Consider the following 21,751-nt stretch of genomic DNA (forward strand, 5'->3'; position numbering starts at 1 on the left):
GACATTTGGGTGAATAGCACCCAACTATGCAATTTTGCCCATGTCTTGCGTTAACCGGTCACCACATCACATATTTGTGTCACACGGGAGATGACGCAGGCTCGTGCCCGCTGGGAGCATGCTCTCCACGCCGCCGCTTCTGTCGCGGGCAGCGGGCAGGGGTCAGCGGGCAGCCGAAGTCGTTGACTCTTCGTACCGCGCGGCTCGGGAAAGGGTTCGGGGCGCCACTGACCTTCACCTGCGATCGCCGAGGCCGACGTGCCGGGGCGGACGACGGCCCATGCGGAGAGCGTGCAGCGCTGCGCCGCGTTCACGGCGAGTCCGGTCACGGTGACGGTTCCCCTCGCAGGTCAGGCGGCCGCCCGCCCCGGTCAGGCCTCCGCCGACCCTGATCAGGCGTCCGTCGGCCCTGGCGCGTACAGGGGTTCCAGCACGAAGGCGGGGATGAGGAATTGAGACTCCGAGCCCGGCGCCCTGACCTCGGTGATGTGAGGTGAGTCAGGCGACGTGAGCCTCGGGGCGTTCGACGAGGTGGAGGGCGTTCACGGCCCGCCAGCGTTCCTGGACGGACTCGATGAACTTGAAGCCCGCGGGGCCGGCGCACCCGACTGGTATATGCCCCAATGTCACCGGAGCCGGACGGCTCACATGACTTCCAGCCCGGCGGTCGGGGCGGCAACAACCCCTTGGCTCGGCTACTCCGTCTCCATGCCCTTGAGCATTTCCGCCGTGGAGGCGACCTCACGGGCCGGCGGGGCTTGTATCTTTACTTGAAGACCGTACTCCAGAAACTCCAAGGTCTTGACAGCTTCCCCTTTTGAGCCTCGGCTGGATTCTCGGGTCTTGGCCGGAAGTCCATCCTCACCCACCCAGACATCCATATCGATCGATTTCACATCGCCGACCCGAGAAGACCGCACGTATGCATCCAGCTGCTTCTGAGTCAGCAAGCCACCCTCGTATTCGATCAATTTCGAGAGGGCAACGCTTCCCTTGTAGTGCGTGGCTTTACGCCCTCCCACCGATTCTTCGCCCACCCTCTTGATATCTTCGGAAGCAGCGAGCACGGCAGTCTGGAACCCCGCCGAATCAACGGAAGCACCCCTGGGCGAATCTTCCGCCTTGCCGCCATCGATCCTGACCCAGGACTTACCTCCGACGGATCGGCCGAATTTTGTGTATAGGTTTCCATCAGTGCGCACCATACCAAGTTCGCCGGTCGGGTTGTCGGCTGTCTTGGGCCCGGTTCCCCTGATGTCCATGGCGGCCGGCTTCTCCGAATAGACCATCTCGAACGAGGTCTCACCCTCGTGATCCTTGTTCACACCTTTGGCCTTGTACGTGTTCTGCTTCATGGCGTTTTTGGCGGCCACTTTCAGTTCGGACAGCGGATCCTTCTCGTCGCCTTCGCAGGCCGTCAGACCCAAAACCAGCCCGGCCGCCACGATCGCCAAGACACTTCCACGGAACACTCTCAAGACGCCGCCAATTGTCAATCGATTTTTCGATGAGTGACCGCACCCAGTCAGGCCGACACCCCAGGACTGCATTCTGCACTTGCGGCACGCTACAACGGTCTTATTTGCCGTCGAAAGGCACCGATTCAAGCCACTCGCCTCGCGCCTGGCCAGTCGGCTGGGCTGCGGCTGGGCGGCTGGGTCGATGACGGGGCAGGAGCGGGAGGGGACGGCGCCCCTACTGGCTACGATCCAACGAATTCAAGGTTACGGAAGGTCTGAAGAAGGTCTATGGAAACCGACATCTACCATGTCGTCAGAACGAGTCAGTTCACGGCCCGCTTCCTGCTCGGTGCCGATGACCTGGCCGAGACGGTAGAGAACGTGGACGCCCACGTCACCGCTTCCGACGGAAGCAAGTGGAGCGCAACGTTTCTGACACTTGCGGAAATTTCTCGGATCATGGACCGATGGGCTGGTACCGGCGAGTACCTGGGCGGACACTATTTCCAGTGCCCAGACTTGGTAATCGTACGGGACAAGGGGGTTGCGGCCATGGTCACGGCACTCAAGGACATATTCGACGATGGCGGGCCGAGAGGAACACTCGGCGACTTGAACTGAGGTTGCAATCATTTCAAGCGTAAATTTCGACGGGAGGGACATTGAAGTCATCGACTTCAGCGACGTTTCTTCCGGGGAGCGCGTCATCGAATTCCGCGACCGGCAAGTACGTCGCAACGATTCGACCCTGGCCGTCATCGTTCCGGACGAAGGTGACTGGACAGACGCAACCATCAGCATTGACCCCGCTGCCGGGGACGTCCCGGTAGAGTTCGCACTCTGGGCGATTCAGGTTGCTCGTTATATTTCGACTGCCTGCCGGATGGAAGAGTGATCGAGGAACTGAACGACCGCTGGGTTCTTAGGCTGCGAGCTATCCCGGTGGCTACTGTCTCCCGCGATTCCGGAGGTAAGGGGATCGCGATATCCCTTGTCGGCGGGACAGAGCTGACCATCAGTGGCCCGATGCGTCTGACACACGGATCGGCTAACGCTCCGGATGCCGTTCCGCTGGCCGCTGATGAACTGGACGGTTTGGCCGGTGCGACCATTGCGTCAGCGGTGGCCTTCAAGTCTGGGTCGCTGCGCGTCGTATTCAGCACAGGGCATCATCTGAACCTTGGCGGAGGCGGGCACGAAGTCACCGTCCGTATTCAAAAACCGGGTGACTTCGGTTGGTCACACTCGGGTGGGGTCGTCACACCGAGCGCCCTCGGGCCCGTCGAGCCGCAAAGGGGCGGTTAAGGGACCTCTGGGGCTGCTCCGGGCCATGTCCCTTGCGGTTCGGGGGGAGCTTCATCGCGGGAGGCCCGGACCATCAGGTCCGGGCCGGTTCGCGTTGTGCGGTCGGCTATCGCGGGCGTCAGGCCTCGTGTGAGCCCTTGCGGCGCCGGGCCGCTACGACCAGGCTCGCGCCCAGCGCGAGTGCCGCCGCGCTGCCTGCGACGGCCCACGGGGTGGAGGAGTCGGCGCCCGTGGTGGCGAGTTCGCCGGTGCCGCCGGTGGTCGTGGTGCCTGCGGCCGCCCACGTCGGCGAGGTGCTCGCGGACGGGGTGGCGGTGGTTGTGGGCGTCGCGCTCGCGGACGCCGTCGCCGTCGTCGTCGGCGTGGCCGAGGCGCTCGGGGTGGTGGCCTTGCCGGTGGGCTGGGTGCCCGTGCCGCTGCTGGCAGTTGCGGTCGACTTGGCCGTGGGGCTCGTGCTCTCGGTGGGCGTCGTCTTGCCACCGTCCTTGGCCGTGACGGTGATATCCCGCAGCGACGGCGCCTCGACATCTGCTGGGGTGTTCACGATGGGCGACGCCTGGCCTGCCGGGAAGGCGTCACCCAGGCGGATACGCAGGTCGACGGTGAGCTTCTCCCCCTTGGGGATGTTGCCGAACTTCCTCTTGCCCTGAACGGTGACGTTGGTGACGACGTCGACCATCGACTCCCAGGCCGACGCGGCGGAGCCGCTGCGCGTCCGGTACATCAGCTTCGAGGCGCGGGGGTCCTTCGGGTCGAGCTGACCGGCACTCTTGCCCTTACCGCTAAGCCAGAAGGACAAGGTGAAGTCCTTGAGCTCCTCGGCGTTCTTGTTGTCTATCTCGAACGAGAACTCGGTCCAGTCACCACCCGCCGTGAGCTTCTCGGGGAAGTTCGGGACCTCCACCGTCCGCGTGGGCCGGGTGCCCTCCCCCTCCGACCCCGCCGTCACCGCCGGCTTCGCATCGGCACCGTCGGCGACCGCCGGGGCGGCCAGGAAGACGGCCGGGGCTATGGACGCGGCGGCCACGACCGCGGCGATCCGTGACAACTTCATCTAGGCATCCTCTGTTCGGGAAACGGCCGGGAACCGGCGGGCTGGGCCCTGCAAAGCAGCGCTTACTGTATTAGCAGCTAAATATCGCCCATCTCGGGCCCTTGTACAGCCCTATGACGGAACGTCTCACCAACCCCACTGGTCATACGCCAGCTTGCACACCAGTGACACCACCACCACGACGAGCACCCAGCGCACAAAACCGCTCCCCCGCTTCAGCGCCATCCGCGCCCCCGTCGCGCCGCCCGCGAGGTTGAAGACCGCCATGGGGGCCGCGACCTGCCACACCACGGCACCCTGGAGGGAGAACATCACCAACGCGCCTACGTTCGTGCAGACGTTGATGACCTTGGACGTGCCGGAGGCCGTCACCAGGTCCATGTGGAGTATCGCGGCCAGTGCGAGGACGAGGAACGTGCCCGTGCCGGGGCCGATGAGGCCGTCGTAGAAGCCGATGCCCAGGCCCGCCACGGCGATCGCGGTCAGGACGCGGCGGCGGGTGACCGGGCCGGGCGAGGGCGCCGTCGCGCCGAACGTGGGGCGCAGGAGGACGAAGGCGAGGACGGCGAGCAGGACGGCCATGATCAGGGGGCGCAGGACGGCGCTGTTGATGCCGGAGGCGAAGAAGGCGCCGGCCAGGGAGCCGACGAGGGCTGCCGCGCCGATGCGCAGGCCCGAGCGCAGGGTCATGGGGTCGCGGCGGGTGTAGGCGACGGCTGCGGCGGTCGTGCCGCAGATGGCGACGGCCTTGTTCGTGCCGAGGATGTGCGCGGGCGGCAGGTGCGGCAGGCCGACCAGCAGCGCGGGGAGTTGGAGGAGGCCGCCCCCGCCGACGACGGCGTCGATCCACCCGGCCGCGGCCGCGGCCAGGCAGAGCAGGAGCAGCGTGGTCAGCGATATGTCGGGGCTCACCGGGGCGATCGTACGGGCAGCCGGGGGCGGTCCCCGCACAGATCGGGATCCGTCGGCCACGCCCCACCGCCTCCCCCGCCGCCTCTCACGCTCGGCACCCCCATTTGACACCCCCGTTTGGCCCAATGGGGCGCGGACAGCGCATTCGTAGGCGCCCGGGCATCCCTCACGCGCCCCCGTCGCCTACGCTGGGACGAACGCAAGCTACTGGCGCGTAGCGAACGGGCTCCGGACGACCGACTGCGGGCATCCGGCCGGGTTCGCCGAGCAGAGGAGCACAGCAGACGTGACTGGCTGGACCGCGAACGACATCCCCGACCAGAGCGGCCGTACCGCCGTGGTGACCGGTGCCAACAGCGGTATCGGGTACATCACCGCCCGGGAGCTGGCCCGGCGCGGCGCGCGGGTGGTGCTGGCCTGTCGTGACGCGACGCGCGGCAAGGCGGCGGAGGAGCGGATACGGGCGGAGGCGCCCGGCGCGGACGTGGTGTTCGCGCCGCTGGACCTCGCCGACCTGGCGTCCGTACGGGCCTTCGCGGCGGATCTCCCGGACGACCGGCTGGACCTGCTGATCAATAACGCGGGCGTGATGGCGCTGCCGCAGCGCCGCACGATCGACGGCTTCGAGATGCAGTTCGGTACGAACCATCTCGGCCACTTCGCGCTGACCGGGCTGCTGCTCCCCCGGCTGCGGGCGGCCGGGCACGGGGCCCGGGTGATCAGCCTCTCCAGCGGGCTGCACTTCCTGAGCACGGTCGACCCGCGCGATCTCAACATGGACCACCGCTACCGCCGCTGGATCCAGTACGGGCGGACGAAGAGCGCCAACCTGCTCTTCATCCACGAGCTGGCGCGCCGGCTGACGGCCGAGGGCTCGCGGGTCGTGGCCGCCGCCGCGCACCCCGGGTACGCGGCGACCAATCTCCAGACGGCGGGTGCCCGGATGGAGGAACGCGCCTGGGTGGAGCGCGGTGCCGAATTCCTCAACCGGGCCCTCGCGCAGAGCGCCGAGGACGGCGCGCTCCCCCCGCTCTACGCGGCCACCGCGCCGGACGTCCGCCAGGACGACTTCTTCGGCCCGCGCGTGCAGCTCTGGCGCGGCTCCCCCGTGCGTTCCGCCCGGGCGAAGTGGACGCTGAGCGACAAGGCGAGCGCGGGTCTGTGGGCGGCGTCGGAGCGGCTGACCGGCGTGCGGTATCGCTAGGCCGCTTGGTGTGCGGGGGTGCGCCTCCGGTGCGCGGTGGTGCCCTCAATCGCCGGACGGGCTGATTTCGGCCGAACTCAACAGCCTCCGCGCCCCCTCCCCGTCGATACGCTCCGCCAGCGCGGTCAGCACGCCCGCCCCCTCCAGCAGCACGCCGCGTTCGCGGGCGAGGCGGGCTCCGGTGTCCAGGTGGTGCCAGAGCAGCGGGTTGCCGACGAGGATCTCGGGGTCGAGTTCGACGCGGCAGCCCGTGATGTCCAGCAGGACCAGGCGCGGTGCCATGCCGTCCGCCCGCCGGATCCGGGTCAGCAGATCCGTCCGTACGCGCCGCTCGCGCAGCAGGCCGCGCGAGGCCAGCCAGCCGTGACCGGCGGTGATCCGGGCCGGGCGCAACACGAGGACGAGCGTGGCGCCCAGCGCCGCCCAGCAGCACCCGTGCCACCAGTCGAACCCGCCCCGCCCGAGATCGATCGCGGTGAGGACACCGGCGAGCGCCAGGCCGCACAGCCAGGCGGCCCGGGCCTCGCGCCGCCAGCCACGGTCCCGGGCGAGGACACCGCCGGCCGTGGCACGCGCGTCCGGCCCCCGGCCGTGCACCTCACGAGCGTGCGCTCGCGAAGGGCCGTACGCCCGCGAAAGGCCGTACGTTCCCGGCAGGCCGTGCGCCCGCGAAAGGCCGTGCGCCCGCGACCGTGCTGTCTGTCGGCGTCCCATGGCCCTGACGCTAGAACCGACGCGTCCGCCGTATGCGCGGCGTTGACGTGATGCTGATACCGGATCCCCCCACTCTTACGTCGCCCTGACGACAGACCGCCCCCCCGGCGTCAAGGACGCGTGAAGAAAGCACCGAAACGCGCCAAGGCACCGCCAAGGCCCGGCCTCTCCCGGGCGTCACGGGCGCAACCTGAGCCTCTGGAGCGCCAAGCGCGACCGCGCACCAAGCGGCGTCCCCTCGTCACGGAGGTACGACCACTCATGTCCATGCTGGCCAACAAGCGCGACCGGCCCGCCGGGACCGGCGACCAGCCGCCTGACACCAGGGTCGGCCGGCCCACGGCGAACCGCCGGCCGCCTGCGGGCGACACGCACCGGCTGACCGCCACGCAGGGCCTTGCGGCCCTGTCGCTCGACGCGATGGCGTCGGTCGCGTACGGGCCCGAGGCGATCGTCCTCGTGCTGGCGGCGGCGGGGGCGCACGGTCTCGGGTTCACGCTTCCGGTGACGCTCGCGATCGCGGCCCTGCTGGCCGTGCTCGTCGCCTCCTACCGGCAGGTCATCGTGGCCTTCCCCGACGGCGGTGGCAGTTACGCCGTCGCCAGGCGCCACTTGGGGCGGCGCACCGGTCTGTTCACCGCCGCCTCCCTGGTGCTGGACTACGTGCTGAACGTCGCGGTGTCGGTCACCGCCGGTGTCGCGGCGCTCACCTCCGCCGTGCCCTCGCTCCACGGCGACCGGCTGTGGCTCTGTCTGGGGGTCCTCGCCCTGGTGACCGCCGTGAACCTGCGCGGCATCGTGGAGTCGGCGAAGGCGTTCCTCGTGCCGACCGCCGTCTTCGTCGGCTCGATCATGACCCTGATCGTCGTGGGGCTGTTCCGGGACGCCCCGGTCAGTACCGAGGCCGCTGCCGGGCACGCGTCGGCGCTGTCGGACGACGCGACCACCGTCGGGGCGCTGCTCCTGCTGAAGGCGTTCGCCGCCGGCTGTTCCGCGCTGACCGGCGTCGAGGCCGTGGCCAACGCCGTGCCGTCCTTCCGCGCCCCGGCCGCCCGGCGGGCGCAGCGGACGGAGGTCGCGCTCGGGGCGCTGCTGGGCGTCATGCTCGTCGGTCTGTCGGTCCTCATCGGCCGCTTCCATCTCCAGCCGGTCGAGGGCGTCACCGTGCTGGCGCAGCTCGCGGACGCCTCGCTCGGTCACAACTGGGCGTTCTACGTGGTGCAGTTCGCGACCGTGGTGCTGCTGGCGCTGGCGGCGAACACCTCGTTCGGCGGGCTGCCGGTGCTGATGGGGCTGCTGGCGCGGGACAATTACCTGCCGCACGTGTTCGGTCTCAAGGCCGACCGGCAGGTGCACCGGCACGGTGTGCTCGCCCTCGCGGCCGTCTCCGCGCTGCTGCTGGTCTTCTCCGGCGGTGACGTCAACACCCTGGTGCCGCTCTTCGCGATCGGGGTGTTCGTCGGCTTCACGATCTGCCAGGTCGGCATGGTCCGGCACTGGCGGCAGGAACGTTCCACCGGGCGGTGTTCCGCCGACGGGCGTGCCACCGGCAGCGGCGGTTCCACCAGTTGGCAGGGCAAGGCGCTCCTCAACGGCTTCGGCGCGGTGCTCACCGGCGTGTCGGCCGTCGTCGTCACCGCGACGAAGTTCACCGAGGGCGCGTGGCTGATCGTGGTCGCGCTGCCGGTGCTGGTCCTGGTTTTCGAGGCCGTCCACCGTGCGTACGGGCGGATCGGGGAGCGTCTGGAGCTGGGGCGGGTGCCCGAGGCGCCGCGCCGCTGCCACTCCGTGGTCGTCGTGCCCGTCTCCTCGCTGTCGCGGCTGACCAGCAAGGCGCTGACGGCCGCCGTGTCGCTCGGTGACGAGGTCGTGGCCGTGACCGTCACCCAGGACGACACCGACGGGCGGCGGGCGGCGGAGTCGCTGCGCCGCGACTGGGAGCTGTGGCGGCCCGGTGTCGATCTGGTGGAACTCCCCGCGCCCGCACGGTCCTTGGGCCGCCCGATCGTGGATTACGTCCGCGAACTAGCGGCCCGGCACCCGGACCACCGCGTCACCGTCCTCATCCCGGAGGTCGAGCCCGCGCGCCTGTGGCAACGGCTGCTGCAGAACCAGCGCGGCGCGGTCGTCGCGCACGCGGTGCGCCGGGACACCGACGCGGTGATCTGCCGGCTGCGGTTCCGCATCGGCGCCGCGCAAGACGGCGAACCGGCCGCGACGGCCGACACGCGGCGCTAACACCTCTGTCGCAATCCCCCTCCATCGTTGATCGTTGAGCCGTACGATCCAGGCGCTCAGTGGATCGAGGCACTCAGTGACGTCAACGCAGCGAGGGGACGCGACATGCCGATCAGCCGCAGACGACTCCTGAAGGCCGGTGGCGGGCTCGCCCTGGCGGGCGGCCTCGCCGCCGCCTGTGGCTCCAACACCGGGCGCGACGACAACGGTTCTGGGCCCCGGCTGTCCCACTGGTACCACCAGTACGGCGAGGCGGGCACCGAGCAGGCGGTGCGCCGGTATGCCGAGGCCTTCGCGCACGCGGACGTCCGGGTGCAGTGGCGGCCGGGCAATTACGACCAGCAGACCGCGGCCGCCCTGCTGACCGACTCGGGTCCCGACGTCTTCGAGGTCAACGGGCCGACCCTGGACCAGATCCGGGGCGGGCAGGTCGTCGACCTCACCGACCTCGTCAGCGGTGTGCGGGACGACTTCCACCCGGCCGTCCTCGCCCCCAAGACCCACGACGGCCGCGTCTGGGCCGTTCCGCAGGTCATCGACACCCAGGTCCTCTACTACCGCAAGAGCCTGCTGGAGAAGGCCGGGGTGCGGCCGCCCCGGACGCTGGACGAACTGGTCGACGCCGCGAAGAAGCTCACCGACGACCGGACCAAGGGGCTCTTCCTCGGCAACGACGGCGGTGCGGGCGTCCTCGGCGGTACCCCGCTGCACGCGGCGGGCCTGAGCCTGGTCACCGCCGACGGCAAGGCCGGCTTCGACGACCCGGCCGCCGCCCGCACGCTGGGCAAGATCCGCCGCATGTACGCCGACAAGTCACTGCTGCTGGGCGCCCCGACCGACTGGTCCAACCCCTCGGCCCTCCTCCAGGGGCTCACCGCCATGCAGTGGTCGGGGCTGTGGGTGCTGCCCCAGGTCCAGAAGGCGCTCGGGAACGACTTCGGGGTTTTGCCCTTCCCGCCCGACGGCCCGCACGGGCGGCCCGCCGTGCCTGTCGGCGCGTACGGCAGCGCGGTCAGCACCCGCAGCCGGCACAAGGACCTGGCCAAGGCGTATGTGAAGTGGCTGTGGGTGGACCGCACGGACTACCAGCGGGACTTCGCCCTCTCCTACGGCTTCCACATCCCGGCCCGCGTCTCCCTGGCGAAGAAGGCCGACAGGCTGAGATCGGGTGCGGCGGCCGACATCGTGCGCTTCACCGTCGACCACGGCTACGCCCAGCCCCTTCTGTGGACGGTCGCGAGCCAAACCGCCTATCAGGACGCTCTCAGCCGCATCATCAAGGACGGTGCCGACCCCGGCCGCGAGCTGAGGGCGGCCGTCCGCACGACCGAGGCGGAGCTGCGGCGCGTACGGAAGTCGTCCTGAATGCCGGCGCGAAGCGCGACCCGCCCCTCTCCCCGGCCGGTGCGGCAGCGGAACCGTACCCTCTGGTTCTGGATTTTCGTCGGTCCGTTCGCGGCCGGGCTCGCCCTCTTCACCTACGTACCGCTGGCCTGGAGCCTCTACCTCAGCTTCTTCGACGCCCACAACACCGTCTCGCCGACGGACTTCGTCGGCCTGGACAACTACACGACGATGCTGGGCGACCCCTCCTTCCGTGCCGCCCTGCTGACCTTCGCGGTCTTCACCGCCTTCATCGTCCCGGCGACCTACGCCCTGTCGCTCGGCCTCGCCCTGGCGGTCAACCGGCTGCGCTTCGCGCAGGCGTTCTTCCGCTCGGTCTTCTTCCTGCCCACCGCCTGCTCCTACGTCGTCGCGGCCCTGGTCTGGAAGCTGTCGATCTTCAACGGGGTGCGGTTCGGACTGGCCAACACCGTCCTCGGCTGGTTCGGCGCCGACGGGATCGCCTGGTTGTCGACGACCGACCCGCCCTGGTACTGGCTGGTCATCGTCACCGTCCGGCTCTGGCTCCAGGCGGGCTTCTACATGGTGCTCTTCCTCGCCGGACTCCAGCGGGTCCCGCCCCAGCTGTACGAGGCCGCCGCCGTGGACGGCGCGCGGCCGGGGTGGCAGACCTTCCGGCACATCACCTTCCCCGCGCTGCGCGCCACCTCCGTGGCGGTGGTGCTGCTGCTGGTCATCGGCGCCTTCCAGGCGTTCGACGAGTTCTACAACCTGCTCTCGGACGCGCGCGGCTACCCGCCCTACGCCCGCCCGCCGCTGGTCTACCTCTACTACACCGCCCTCGGCCAGGGGCAGAACCTCGGCCTCGGCAGCGCGGGCGCGGTCATCCTCGCCCTGATCATCGCGGTGGTGACGGTGGTGCAAGCACGCTGGTTCGGGCTCGGCGGCAAAGACGAGAAGGCGGTGTAGATGAACGACGCACTGATAAGGGCCGGCCGGGCGCTGCGGCTGGTGCTGCTGATCGCGCTGGCCGCGCTGTTCCTGATCCCCTTCTATCTGCTCGTGCGCAACGGCCTGGCGTCGGAGTCGGAGATCACCGCGCCCGAGTGGACGCTCCTGCCCGGGCAATGGCGCTGGTCGAACCTGCGCGAGCTGTTCACCGACCCCAACGTGCCGATGGCGCACGCGCTGCTGAACTCCACGCTCATCGCGGTGACGACGACGGTGGGCACCCTGCTGCTCGCCTCCCTGGCCGGCTACGGCCTGGCCCGCATCCCCTACCGCCACGCGAACGCCGTCTTCTACGCGATCCTCGGCACCCTCATGGTCCCGGCGGCGGTCACGTTCGTGCCGACCTTCGTGCTGGTCTCCTCGCTCGGCTGGGTCTCCACCCTGCGCGGCCTGGTCGTCCCCACGCTGTTCAGCGCGTTCGCGTGCTTCGTCTTCCGGCAGTACTTCCTGGGCTTCCCCCGGGAGCTGGAGGACGCGGCCCAGGTGGACGGGCTGGGGTACTGGCGCACCTACTGGCGTGTCGTCGTCCCCAACTCCCGGCCGGTCTTCGCCGCCGTCGGCACCATCGTCTTCATCGGCGCCTGGAACGCGTTCCTGTGGCCACTGGTCATCGGCCAGGACCGCGACGCGTGGACCGTGCAGGTCGCCCTGTCCACCTTCACCACCGCCCAGAACGTCAACATCCACGAACTGTTCATCGCGGCGGCCGTCTCCATCGTCCCGCTGCTGCTGGTCTTCCTGCTGCTCCAGCGGCACATCGTGGCGGGGGTGGAACGGTCGGGGATCGACGACTGAACCCGCGCCCCGGCCGCCCCGGGGTCACCCCCCGGGGGACTGCAGCATCGTCGCGGGGGTGGAGCGGTCGGGAATCGACGACTGTGTCCGCATCGACCGGTCCCGCTCCCGGGGGCAGAGCTGGGTGCCCCGGTGTCCGCCGCGCAGCAGGGCCGCGCCCAGCGGCGTCAGGGTGTGCATCACCGCGCTGCCGTTGCGCAGGGTGAGGACCAGCCCGGCTTCGCGCAGCACGCCGGCGTGCTGGCTGGCCGAGGCCGCCGATACGCCGACCCGCCGGGCCAGTTCGCTCGTCGTGCAGCCGCCCCCTATCGAGCCGAGGACCGCCGAGCGGGTGTGGCCGACCAGCTTGCCCAGCGAGCGCGGGGCGTGCGGGACGACGGGCGCGGACTCCGACATATGCCGGGCGGGGTAGACGAGCACCGGAGTGAGTTCGGGGTTCTGGAAGGCCACCGGGGTGCGTCGGCAGAAGAACGACGGCAGGAGGAGTAACCCCCGCCCGTTCAGATGCAGATCGCGGTCCACGGGGTAGTCGGCCTCCAGCACCGGCGCCCGCCAGCGCATCATCGGTGGCAGCGAGGACAGCAGCGCGTCGGCCCCGCCGTCCAGCAGCGCCCGGCCGCGCACCGCGCGATCGGCCTCGATCTGCGCCTGGATGTGCGGCCAGTACGGCTCTATGGCCGCCTGGTGATAGGCCTGCAGCGCGCCGATCAGCTTGCCGAACGCCCGGGCGTCGCCCTCGGCGAGGGATCGTATCCAAGCGGGCAGCGTCCGCGCGCCGGCCACCCGGCCGAGTTCCTGGTGGACCCGGTCGGCGGGCGTGGCCCGCAGCGCCTGCATGCCCGACTCGAGCCCGAGTACGCCTTCGGGCGGGGTCAAGAAGTCGGGGAAATATCCGCGCGAGGGCACCAGCGGCGCGAGAAGCCGAGTTTCACCATTCAACCGAGTGCGGGTTTCCGAGCGCCAATCCCCGAAGATCGACTCGCCTTGTTTGTCCCGAAGTCGGTGCAAGCTCAATACGGTTTCCCAGAGTGCGTCCGGGTCTCCGGCCAGGCGCAACCGGGCCAGATCGAGTCCAGTGAAATGGACACGCAGCACCAAACCCCCACATGAGACATCCGCAACCACCCCCCGCTCACTGAGTATGCACACCGATACGAGGTGTTACCACGCCCTTTTGGCCACAGTTGAAAGGAGTCGCGGCGAACATCGCAGAAGCGAAATGCTATTCACGCACTCAGGGCCGCACCCGCTCGTTCCCGTGGGGGGTGGCGAGCGAAAAAGCGGTCGCTGAGTATGCGAGTTGCCGCCCGAGCCGATGCGGGCGGCAGCAACTCCCGGTGGGGGAGTAAAGAGGGGCGGCGCTCCCGCACGGGCGCCGCCCCTTCGCTCCGCTCGGGGCCTGGTGGGAAACTCGCCCGTCACTCGCCGGTCACACAGCTACCCGGGGCTTCGCCCCGGGCCCCTGGACCGCGCTGCGCGCGGCGTCCTCAAGCGCCGGACGGGCTTGGTTTTCGCAGCCCACGTTGGTGCCCTCAAGCGCCGGACGGGCTGGGAAAACCAGCCCGTCCGGCGATTGAGGACCGGGGTCCGGGGCGGAGCCCCGGTCACGTACGGCAGCCGCCGGCTCAGCGACTGTCGCTGCCCCCGCCCAGTGCCGCCGCGCGGCCCGCCTCCAGGCGGGCTACCGGGATGCGGAACGGGGAGCAGGAGACGTAGTCCAGGCCCACCTCGTGGAAGAAGTGCACCGACTCCGGGTCGCCGCCGTGCTCGCCGCAGACGCCGAGCTTGAGGTCGGGGCGGGTGGCCCGGCCGGCCTTCACGGCCTCGCGGACGAGCGAGCCCACGCCGTCGCGGTCGATGGTCTCGAACGGGCTGACCCCGAAGATGCCCTTCTCCAGGTAGGCGGTGAAGAAGCTGGCCTCGACGTCGTCGCGCGAGAAGCCCCACACGGTCTGGGTGAGGTCGTTGGTGCCGAAGGAGAAGAACTCGGCGGCCTCGGCGATCTGGCCGGCCGTCAGCGCGGCGCGCGGCAGCTCGATCATCGTGCCGATGGTCAGCTTGAGGCTGGTGCCGGTGGCGGCCTCGACCTCGGCGATGACCTGGTCGGCCTCCTCGCGGACGATCTCCAGCTCCTGCACGGTGCCCACCAGCGGGATCATGATTTCCGCGCGCGGGTCGCCCTTGGCGTTCTTGCGCTCGGCCGCGGCCTCGGCGATCGCGCGTACCTGCATGGCGAACAGACCGGGGATGACCAGGCCGAGCCGGACACCGCGCAGACCCAGCATCGGGTTCTGCTCGTGCAGCTTGTGCACGGCCTGGAGCAGGCGCAGGTCGTTCTCGTTGGCGTCCTGGCGGGCCTCGGCGAGCGCGACGCGCACCGACAGCTCGGTGATGTCGGGGAGGAACTCGTGCAGCGGCGGGTCCAGCAGCCGCACGGTCACCGGCAGGCCGTCCATGGCCTCGAACAGCTCGACGAAGTCGGCCTTCTGCAGCGGCAGCAGGGCGTCGAGGGCGGCGTCCCGGTCGGCGTCGGTGTCGGCCAGGATGAGCCGCTCGACCATCTCGCGGCGCTCGCCGAGGAACATGTGCTCGGTGCGGCACAGGCCGATGCCCTGGGCGCCGAAGCGGCGGGCGCGGGCCGCGTCCTCGGCGTTGTCCGCGTTGGCCCGTACCCGCAGGCGGCGCGTGCGGTCGGCGTAGGCCATCATCCGGTGCACGGCCTGGACCAGCTCGTCGGCGTCGTCTGCGCCCGCGTGCATGCGGCCCTCGAAGTACTCGACCACCGGGGACGGCACGACCGGGACCTCGCCCAGGTAGACCTTGCCGGAGGAGCCGTCGATGGAGACGACGTCGCCCTCCTCGATGACCACGCCGCCGGGGGCGGTCATGCGGCGGCGCTTGGTGTCGACCTCCAGCTCCTCGGCGCCGCAGACACAGGTCTTGCCCATGCCGCGGGCGACGACGGCCGCGTGCGAGGTCTTGCCGCCGCGGGAGGTGAGGATGCCCTCGGCGGCGATCATGCCGTTGAGGTCGTCGGGGTTGGTCTCGCGGCGGATGAGGATGACCTTCTCGCCGGAGCGCGACCACTTCACCGCGGTGTAGGAGTCGAAGACGGCCTTGCCGACCGCGGCGCCCGGCGAGGCGGCGATGCCCCGGCCCAGCAGCTCGGTGGCGGCCTTCTCGTCGAAGCGGGGGAACATCAGCTGGGCGAGCTGCGCGCCGGTGACGCGCTGGAGCGCCTCGGCCTCGTCGATCAGGCCCTGGTCCACCAGCTGGGTCGCGATGCGGAAGGCGGCGCCCGCAGTGCGCTTGCCGACGCGGGTCTGGAGCATCCACAGCTTGCCGCGCTCGATGGTGAACTCGATGTCGCACAGGTCCTTGTAGTGCGTCTCCAGCGTCTGCATGATCTGCATCAGCTGGTCGTACGAGGCCTTGTCGAGCCCCTCCAGGTCGGCGAGGGGGACGGTGTTGCGGATGCCCGCGACGACGTCCTCGCCCTGCGCGTTCTGGAGGTAGTCGCCGTAGACGCCGGCGTGGCCGCTGGCGGGGTCGCGGGTGAAGGCGACGCCGGTGCCGGAGTCCGGGCCGAGGTTGCCGAAGACCATCGAGCAGACGTTGACGGCCGTGCCGAGGTCGCCGGGGATGCGCTCCTGGCGGCGGTAGAGCTTGGCGCGGTCGGTGTTCCACGACTCGAAGACGGCCCTTATGGCGAGGTCCATCTGCTCGCGCGGCTCCTGCGGGAAGTCCCGGCCGGTCTCCTGGGAGACGATGCCCTTGAACTCCTCCACGAGCCGCTGGAGGTCCGCCGCGTCGAGGTCGATGTCGGTGGTGACGCCCTTGGCCCGCTTGGCCTCCTCCAGCGCCTCTTCGAAGAGGTCGCCGTCGACGCCGAGGACGGTCTTGCCGAACATCTGGATGAGACGGCGGTAGGAGTCCCACGCGAACCGCTCGTTGCCCGCCTGGGCCGCGAGACCGGCGACGGAGGCGTCGGAGAGGCCGATGTTCAGAACGGTGTCCATCATGCCGGGCATGGAGAACTTCGCGCCGGAGCGGACGGACACCAGCAGCGGGTCGTCGGCCTGGCCGAGCTTCTTGCCCATCTTCGCCTCGAGGGCGTCGAGGTGGGCGCTGACCTCGTCGCGCATCTCCGCCGGCTCGACACCACTGGCGAGGTAGACCTTGCACGCCTCGGTGGTGATGGTGAAGCCGGGGGGCACGGGGAGACCGAGGTTGGTCATCTCGGCGAGGTTGGCGCCCTTCCCGCCGAGCAGGTCCTTGAGGTCCTTGTTGCCCTCGGTGAAGTCGTAGACGAACTTCTGGCGATCTGTGGTTTCCGGCACGGGACTCGACTCCTCACTGGGGTCCCCCCGTACTCAGTTGGGGGATGGCCTGCTCAAACGTGCTAACGGCGGGGAGCGTACCCAGATCGAAGGCTTCTGGGCAGGTCCACTCCCTCGTCATATGGCTGTAACCACCCGTCCGCCAGCAGATCGAAAGTGATCCATCCCGTGGAGGTGAGGCGGGGACAACTTCAAAGCTTGAACCCAATCTCACGGAAAACATTCACACCATCACAGGGTGTCGAGAAATCCAGCCTTTCAGTTCGGGAAGTGAACGCAAGAGGGGTGGCACGCAGTGCCACCCCTCAGAAAGTGGACCCTCGCCTCAGCCGCTCATCCGAGCGACCCCCCGATCAGTGGTGGCGAGAATCACGCCGCGCTCAGCCGCCGGACGTGTCGAGTTCGGCGTCGGCGCTCACACTCGCGCAGTCGTACGGATCGTTGAGCCAGCCGTCCGGGAGGACGACGCGATTCCGGCCGGAGGTCCGCCCGCGCGGGCCGTCGGCGCCGGCCGGCCACGGCTGGTCCAGGTCCAGCTCGCTCAGAAGAGCGCCCATTTCGTCCAGGGACGAGGTGATCGCGAGCTTTCGGCGCATGTCCGAGCCGATCGAGAAGCCCTTGGTGTACCAGGCGACGTGCTTGCGGAAGTCGATGACACCGCGCTCCTCGCTCTCCAGCCACTCCCCCAGCAGCTCCGCGTGGCGCAGCATCACGCGGGCGACCTCCTTGAGGGTGGGCTCGGCCCGGGTGGCCCCGCCGTCCTCGAAGGCGCCGACCAGGTCGCCGAAGAGCCAGGGGCGGCCCAGGCAGCCGCGCCCGACCACGACGCCGTCGCAGCCGGTCTCGCGCATCATCCGCACGGCGTCGTCCGCCGACCAGATGTCGCCGTTCCCGAGCACGGGGATCTCGGGGACGGTCTCCTTGAGCCGGGCGATGGCGTCCCAGTCGGCGGTGCCGCCGTAGTGCTGGGCGGCCGTGCGGCCGTGCAGGGCGATGGCGGTGACGCCCTCCTCGACGGCGATCCGGCCGGCGTCGAGGTAGGTGATGTGATCGTCGTCGATGCCCTTGCGCATCTTCATGGTCACGGGCAGCGCGCCCGCGTTGCCGACCGCCTCGCGCAGGATCGAGCGCAGCAGGTTCCGCTTGAACGGCAGCGCGGAGCCGCCGCCCTTGCGGGTGACCTTGGGGACCGGGCAGCCGAAGTTCAGATCGATGTGGTCGGCCAGGTCTTCGTCCACGATCATGCGGACGGCCCGGCCGACGGTGACCGGGTCGACCCCGTAGAGCTGGATCGAGCGCGGCTTCTCGGTGCCGTCGAAATGGATCAGCCGCATGGTCTTGGCGTCCCGCTCGACGAGCGCCCGGGTGGTGATCATCTCGCTGACGAAGAGGCCCTTGCCACCCGAGAACTCACGGCACAGCGTGCGGAAGGGCGCGTTGGTGATCCCCGCCATCGGGGCCAGGACCACCGGCGGCTGCACCGAGTGCGGGCCGATCTGGAGCTGCGTCATGAAAGGGGGCTTCCTCGGGCTCGTACGGAAGGGGGGCCGACCGTCCATTGTCCCCCATCCGGGTCAGGCCTCGACGAGGGCCAGGGCGTGCAGGCGCCGCAGGCGTTCGTGGCTCTCCTCGTCGGCGGGGGTGAAGGTCACCAGGCGGGCGCCGGGGTGGGGGCCGGTCCACAGGCCGTTGTGGTCCAGGCGCAGCAGGCCCACGCGCGACTGCTGGTAGGTCTTCGTCCGGTAGGCGACGGGCTGGACGACCTCGTGCCGCGCCCACATCCGCCGGAACTCCGGGGAGGCGTCGAGCAGCCTCTTGAGCAGGCACTTCCAAGCGGGTTCGGCGATGTGCTCGGCCATGGCGGCGCGGAATTTCCCGGCCATGGCCCGCATCTGCTCCTCCCGGTCCACGATGCTCGCGGCCCAGTCGGGGTTGGTGAAGGTGAGCCACAGGCAGTTGCGCTCCTCCTGCGGCAGGGTGTCGAGGTCGCACATCAGCGTCGCATATGTGCGGTTGTAGGCGAGGATGTCGTACCGCGCGTTCTGCACACAGGCGGGGAACGGCTCCAGCCGCTCCAGGATCTGCCGGAGCGAGGGCGAGACGCCCGCGCAGGCGGTGTCGGGCAGGGGGTCGACGGTGCCCGCCAGGGCGAAGAGATGGGCGCGCTCACCGGCGTCGAACAGCAGGGCGCGGGCGATGGAGTCGAGGACCTGCGCGGACACCTGGATGGCTCTGGCCTGCTCCAGCCACGTGTACCAGGTGACGCCGACGGCGGCCAGTTGCGCCACCTCCTCGCGGCGCAGGCCGGGGGTGCGTCTGCGCGGGCCGCGCGGCAGGCCGACCTGCTCGGGGGTGATGCGCTCGCGGCGGCTGCGCAGGAAGGCGGCGAGTTCGCCGCGGCGGACGTCCGAGGCGGCTGTGGCCGTGGTGACGGCCGGCGTCTCCTGCACCATCGTGGTCATGCTCCCAGAGTGCGGGACGTCCCAGCCGGTTGCCAGGTACTGCTTGTACCAGGATAAAAGCACTCTGGTACCCGGCTTGGCGAGCCGTCATCGTCGTATCCGTGAGCGAACTCCCGATAGCGAACCCCGTTCTGTCCGTCCCTGACACCTCCGCCGCCCCGAAGGCCCCGACTGCCCCTTCGGCCCCGGCGTCCCCCGCGACCCCCGGATCTTCCGGCAGCAGAGCCGCGCTGAGCCCGCTCGCGCTGTTCACCGTGCTGATGGGCGCGGCCCTGCCGATGGTGGACTTCTTCATCGTCAACGTCGCCCTGCCCACCATCGACCACGATCTGCACGCGGGCCCCGCCATGCTGGAGATGGTGGTCGGCGGTTACGGCGTCGCGTACGCGGTACTGCTGGTGCTCGGCGGACGGCTGGGCGACATGGTGGGCCGGCGGCGACTGTTTCTGTGGGGCACGGCCGCCTTCGGTGTGACGTCGGTGGCGTGCGGGCTCGCTCCCGACGCCTGGACGCTCGTCGCGGCGCGGATCGCGCAGGGCGCGGCGTCCGCGCTGATGATGCCGCAGGTGCTGGCGACCATCCAGGCCACCACCCGGGGCGCACACCGCACCAAGGCGCTGAGCATGTACAGCGGCACGGCCGGGGTCTCGAGCGCGGTCGGCCAGGTGCTGGGCGGGGTGCTGGTCTCCGTCGATCTCTTCGGCACCGGCTGGCGTTCGATCTTCCTGGTCAACGCGCCGATCGCGGCGCTGGCGATGCTGCTGGCGGTCCGCGCGGTCCCCGAGACGCGCTCGGAGCACCCGACGCGGGTGGACGGGCGCGGCACCGTACTGCTGTCGCTGACGCTGGTCTCCCTGCTGCTGCCGCTGACGGAGGGGCGTTCGGCGGGGTGGCCGCTGTGGTCGTGGGTGCTGCTGGCGGTGTTCCCCTTCGCGGCGGTGGCCTTCGTGGTGGTGGAGCGGCGTGAGGAGCGGGCCGGGCGGACGCCGCTGGTGCCGCCGTCGCTGCTGCGGATCCACTCGGTGCGCAGCGGGCTGGCGCTGATCGTGCCGTTCTCGATCGGCTGGGGCGGCTTCATGTTCGTCGTCGCGGTGGCGCTGCAGGAGGGGCTGCGGCTGGGCCCGCTGGCGGCGGGCCTGGCGCTGGTGCCGCTGTGCGTGACGTTTTTGGTCGGTTCGATGGCCGGGCCCCGGCTGGGCGCGCGGTACGGGCGGCGGGCGGTGACGGCCGGGACGCTGCTCCAGGCGGCCGGCCTGATCACTCTGGTGGCGACCTTCCACTTCGGCTGGGACGGACTCGGCCCGCTGGGCCTGGTCCCGGGGCTCGCCGTGCTGGGGCTGGGCCAGGGCGTGCTGCTGCCGTTGACGCTGCGGACGGTGCTGAGCGAGGTGCCGGTGGCGCAGGCGGGGGTCGGTGGCGGCGTCATGGTGACCACGCAGCAGTCGTTCATGGCGCTCGGCGTGGCCACGCTCGGCACGCTCTTCCTCTCGCTGGCGCCCTCGGCCGGGATGCGCGACGCGTTGACGATCACGCTCGGGGCGCAACTGGCGGCGGTGGCCGTAACGCTGCTGCTGAGCCTGCGGTTGCCGCGCGCGGTGGGGTGAGCGGAGTCCTCGGCGGGTACGGGCCCCTCTCGATGACACATGGAATGACAGATATTGAAATCTGTCATTCCATGTGTCACTCTTCTGGTGTCGGCCCCTTCTCCGGGCCTTGCCGACCTCCCCCGACGCTCCGAAGGAGTCCCCCGTGCTGCACCGCACTCTCGGCACCACCGGCCCCCGGGTATCCGCACTCGGCCTCGGCGCGATGGGCATGTCCGCCCTCTACGGCGAAGCCGACCGCGCCGAGTCGATCGCCACGATCCACGCCGCGCTGGACGCCGGCGTCACCCTGATCGACACCGGCGACTTCTACGGCATGGGCCACAACGAACTGCTCATCAACGAGGCCCTGCGCACCGCGCCCGCCGGGGCCCGTGAAAAGGCCCTGACCAGCGTCAAGTTCGGCGCCCTGCGCACGGTCGAAGGCGGCTTCACCGGCGTCGACGGCAGGCCGGACGCGGTCCGCAACTTCGCCGCCTACTCCCTCCAGCGCCTGGGCCTCGACCACATCGACGTCTACCGCCTCGCCCGTCTCGACCCGGACGTGCCGATCGAGGAGACCGTCGGCGCCATCGCGGAACTGGTCGCGGCCGGGCACGTCCGGCACATCGGCCTCTCCGAGGTCAACGCCGAGACGATCCGCCGGGCCGCCGCCGTCGCGCCCATCGCCGATCTCCAGATCGAGTACTCGCTGATCTCACGCGGCATCGAGGAGAGCATCCTGCCGACCGTCCGCGAGCTGGGCATCGGCGTCACCGCGTACGGGGTGCTCTCGCGCGGCCTGATCAGCGGCCACTTCGCCGCCGACCGGCAGCTCGCCGCGAACGACTTCCGTGGCATGAGCCCGCGCTTCCAGGGCGCGAACCTGCGGCACAACCTCGACCTGGTCGAGGCCCTTCGCAAGATCGCCGAGTCGAAGGGCGCGAGTGTCGCGCAGACGGCGATCGCCTGGGTCCTCGCCCAGGGCGAGGACATCGTCCCGCTGGTCGGCGCCCGCCGCCGAGACCGCCTCACCGAGGCGCTCGGCGCGCTGGACGTCACCCTCGACGCGGACGACCTCGCGCGCATCGAACGAGCCGTCCCGGCCGGCGCCGCCGCCGGCGACCGCTACCCGGCGGACCAGATGGCCCACCTCGACAGCGAGCGGTAGCCCCAGCCCTCCGGGCGGGTACGAAGCCCTCCGGGCGGGTGCGGGGCCCTTTCCGGGCCGGTATGGAGAGCGACCCGCCTGGGCCGGCCAGCAACGGCCGGGCCTGGCGACCCGCCGGACGAGCGGAACGGCGCCCAGGAGCGGTCCGCCCGGGCCGG

At 70.2% G+C, this 21,751-nt stretch carries 17 protein-coding genes; 9 read left to right on the plus strand and 8 right to left on the minus strand.

The genetic code is table 11. The annotated features are described in order from the left end of the window. Positions 1-695: 695 nt before the first annotated feature. On the minus strand, positions 696-1,445 hold the full coding sequence (locus ACZ6MA_RS02980; protein WP_469431177.1) for an SCO4651 family lipoprotein: 750 nt from the start codon (positions 1,443-1,445) through the stop codon (positions 696-698). A 303-nt stretch (positions 1,446-1,748) separates the two neighbouring features. Between ACZ6MA_RS02980 and ACZ6MA_RS02985 the strand changes: the two genes are divergently transcribed. Both ACZ6MA_RS02985 and ACZ6MA_RS02990 read left to right on the plus strand, forming a co-directional pair. Then, on the plus strand, positions 1,749-2,081 hold the full coding sequence (locus ACZ6MA_RS02985) for a hypothetical protein (RefSeq protein WP_469430550.1): 333 nt from the start codon (positions 1,749-1,751) through the stop codon (positions 2,079-2,081). A 270-nt stretch (positions 2,082-2,351) separates the two neighbouring features. Further along, the gene (locus ACZ6MA_RS02990; RefSeq protein WP_469430552.1) at positions 2,352-2,765 is read left to right on the plus strand and encodes a DUF6188 family protein; all 414 of its coding nucleotides are present in this window, start codon (positions 2,352-2,354) and stop codon (positions 2,763-2,765) included. A 118-nt stretch (positions 2,766-2,883) separates the two neighbouring features. Here the strand turns inward: ACZ6MA_RS02990 and ACZ6MA_RS02995 are convergent, their stop codons facing one another. Both ACZ6MA_RS02995 and ACZ6MA_RS03000 read right to left on the minus strand, forming a co-directional pair. Further along, positions 2,884-3,819, minus strand: coding sequence for an LAETG motif-containing sortase-dependent surface protein (locus ACZ6MA_RS02995; RefSeq protein ID WP_469430553.1), 936 nt, complete (start codon positions 3,817-3,819; stop codon positions 2,884-2,886). 126 nt (positions 3,820-3,945) lie between these two features. Next, positions 3,946-4,731, minus strand: a complete 786-nt coding sequence (locus ACZ6MA_RS03000) for a sulfite exporter TauE/SafE family protein (RefSeq protein ID WP_469430555.1) — start codon at positions 4,729-4,731, stop codon at positions 3,946-3,948. Positions 4,732-5,017: 286 nt separating this feature from the next. On the opposite strand from ACZ6MA_RS03000, the gene ACZ6MA_RS03005 reads away from it, so the two are divergent. Next, positions 5,018-5,935, plus strand: a complete 918-nt coding sequence (locus tag ACZ6MA_RS03005; protein ID WP_469430557.1) for an oxidoreductase — start codon at positions 5,018-5,020, stop codon at positions 5,933-5,935. Between the two features lie 45 nt (positions 5,936-5,980). Here the strand turns inward: ACZ6MA_RS03005 and ACZ6MA_RS03010 are convergent, their stop codons facing one another. Beyond that, the gene (locus ACZ6MA_RS03010; protein ID WP_469430559.1) at positions 5,981-6,532 is read right to left on the minus strand and encodes a hypothetical protein; all 552 of its coding nucleotides are present in this window, start codon (positions 6,530-6,532) and stop codon (positions 5,981-5,983) included. 378 nt (positions 6,533-6,910) lie between these two features. On the opposite strand from ACZ6MA_RS03010, the gene ACZ6MA_RS03015 reads away from it, so the two are divergent. From ACZ6MA_RS03015 to ACZ6MA_RS03030, 4 genes are all read left to right on the plus strand, one after another. Beyond that, positions 6,911-8,887 carry an APC family permease gene (locus tag ACZ6MA_RS03015; RefSeq protein WP_469430560.1) on the plus strand — a complete coding sequence of 659 codons (1,977 nt, stop codon included), beginning with the start codon at positions 6,911-6,913 and terminating at the stop codon, positions 8,885-8,887. A 105-nt stretch (positions 8,888-8,992) separates the two neighbouring features. Continuing rightward, complete coding sequence (locus ACZ6MA_RS03020) at positions 8,993-10,252, plus strand: ABC transporter substrate-binding protein (protein ID WP_469430562.1); 1,260 nt, start codon at positions 8,993-8,995, stop codon at positions 10,250-10,252. Continuing rightward, the gene (locus ACZ6MA_RS03025; RefSeq protein WP_469430564.1) at positions 10,253-11,200 is read left to right on the plus strand and encodes a carbohydrate ABC transporter permease; all 948 of its coding nucleotides are present in this window, start codon (positions 10,253-10,255) and stop codon (positions 11,198-11,200) included. Further along, entirely contained in the window at positions 11,201-12,037 is an 837-nt protein-coding gene (locus tag ACZ6MA_RS03030) for a carbohydrate ABC transporter permease (protein WP_469430566.1), read from the plus strand. Positions 12,038-12,061: 24 nt separating this feature from the next. On the opposite strand, the gene ACZ6MA_RS03035 is transcribed toward ACZ6MA_RS03030, so the two are convergent. From ACZ6MA_RS03035 to ACZ6MA_RS03050, 4 genes are all read right to left on the minus strand, one after another. Next, the gene (locus ACZ6MA_RS03035) at positions 12,062-13,132 is read right to left on the minus strand and encodes an ArsR/SmtB family transcription factor (RefSeq protein WP_469430567.1); all 1,071 of its coding nucleotides are present in this window, start codon (positions 13,130-13,132) and stop codon (positions 12,062-12,064) included. Positions 13,133-13,662: 530 nt separating this feature from the next. Beyond that, positions 13,663-16,377 carry a pyruvate, phosphate dikinase gene (ppdK, locus tag ACZ6MA_RS03040; protein ID WP_469430568.1) on the minus strand — a complete coding sequence of 905 codons (2,715 nt, stop codon included), beginning with the start codon at positions 16,375-16,377 and terminating at the stop codon, positions 13,663-13,665. Positions 16,378-16,757: 380 nt separating this feature from the next. Next, complete coding sequence (gene dusB / locus ACZ6MA_RS03045) at positions 16,758-17,888, minus strand: tRNA dihydrouridine synthase DusB (RefSeq protein ID WP_469430570.1); 1,131 nt, start codon at positions 17,886-17,888, stop codon at positions 16,758-16,760. 63 nt (positions 17,889-17,951) lie between these two features. Continuing rightward, positions 17,952-18,839, minus strand: a complete 888-nt coding sequence (locus ACZ6MA_RS03050; RefSeq protein ID WP_469430571.1) for a helix-turn-helix transcriptional regulator — start codon at positions 18,837-18,839, stop codon at positions 17,952-17,954. Positions 18,840-18,940: 101 nt separating this feature from the next. On the opposite strand from ACZ6MA_RS03050, the gene ACZ6MA_RS03055 reads away from it, so the two are divergent. Further along, on the plus strand, positions 18,941-20,443 hold the full coding sequence (locus tag ACZ6MA_RS03055; RefSeq protein ID WP_469430573.1) for an MFS transporter: 1,503 nt from the start codon (positions 18,941-18,943) through the stop codon (positions 20,441-20,443). A 145-nt stretch (positions 20,444-20,588) separates the two neighbouring features. Beyond that, positions 20,589-21,593, plus strand: coding sequence for an aldo/keto reductase (locus tag ACZ6MA_RS03060; RefSeq protein WP_469430575.1), 1,005 nt, complete (start codon positions 20,589-20,591; stop codon positions 21,591-21,593). Positions 21,594-21,751 lie beyond the last annotated feature (158 nt).

This window comes from Streptomyces sp. NPDC042259, assembly GCF_055582085.1.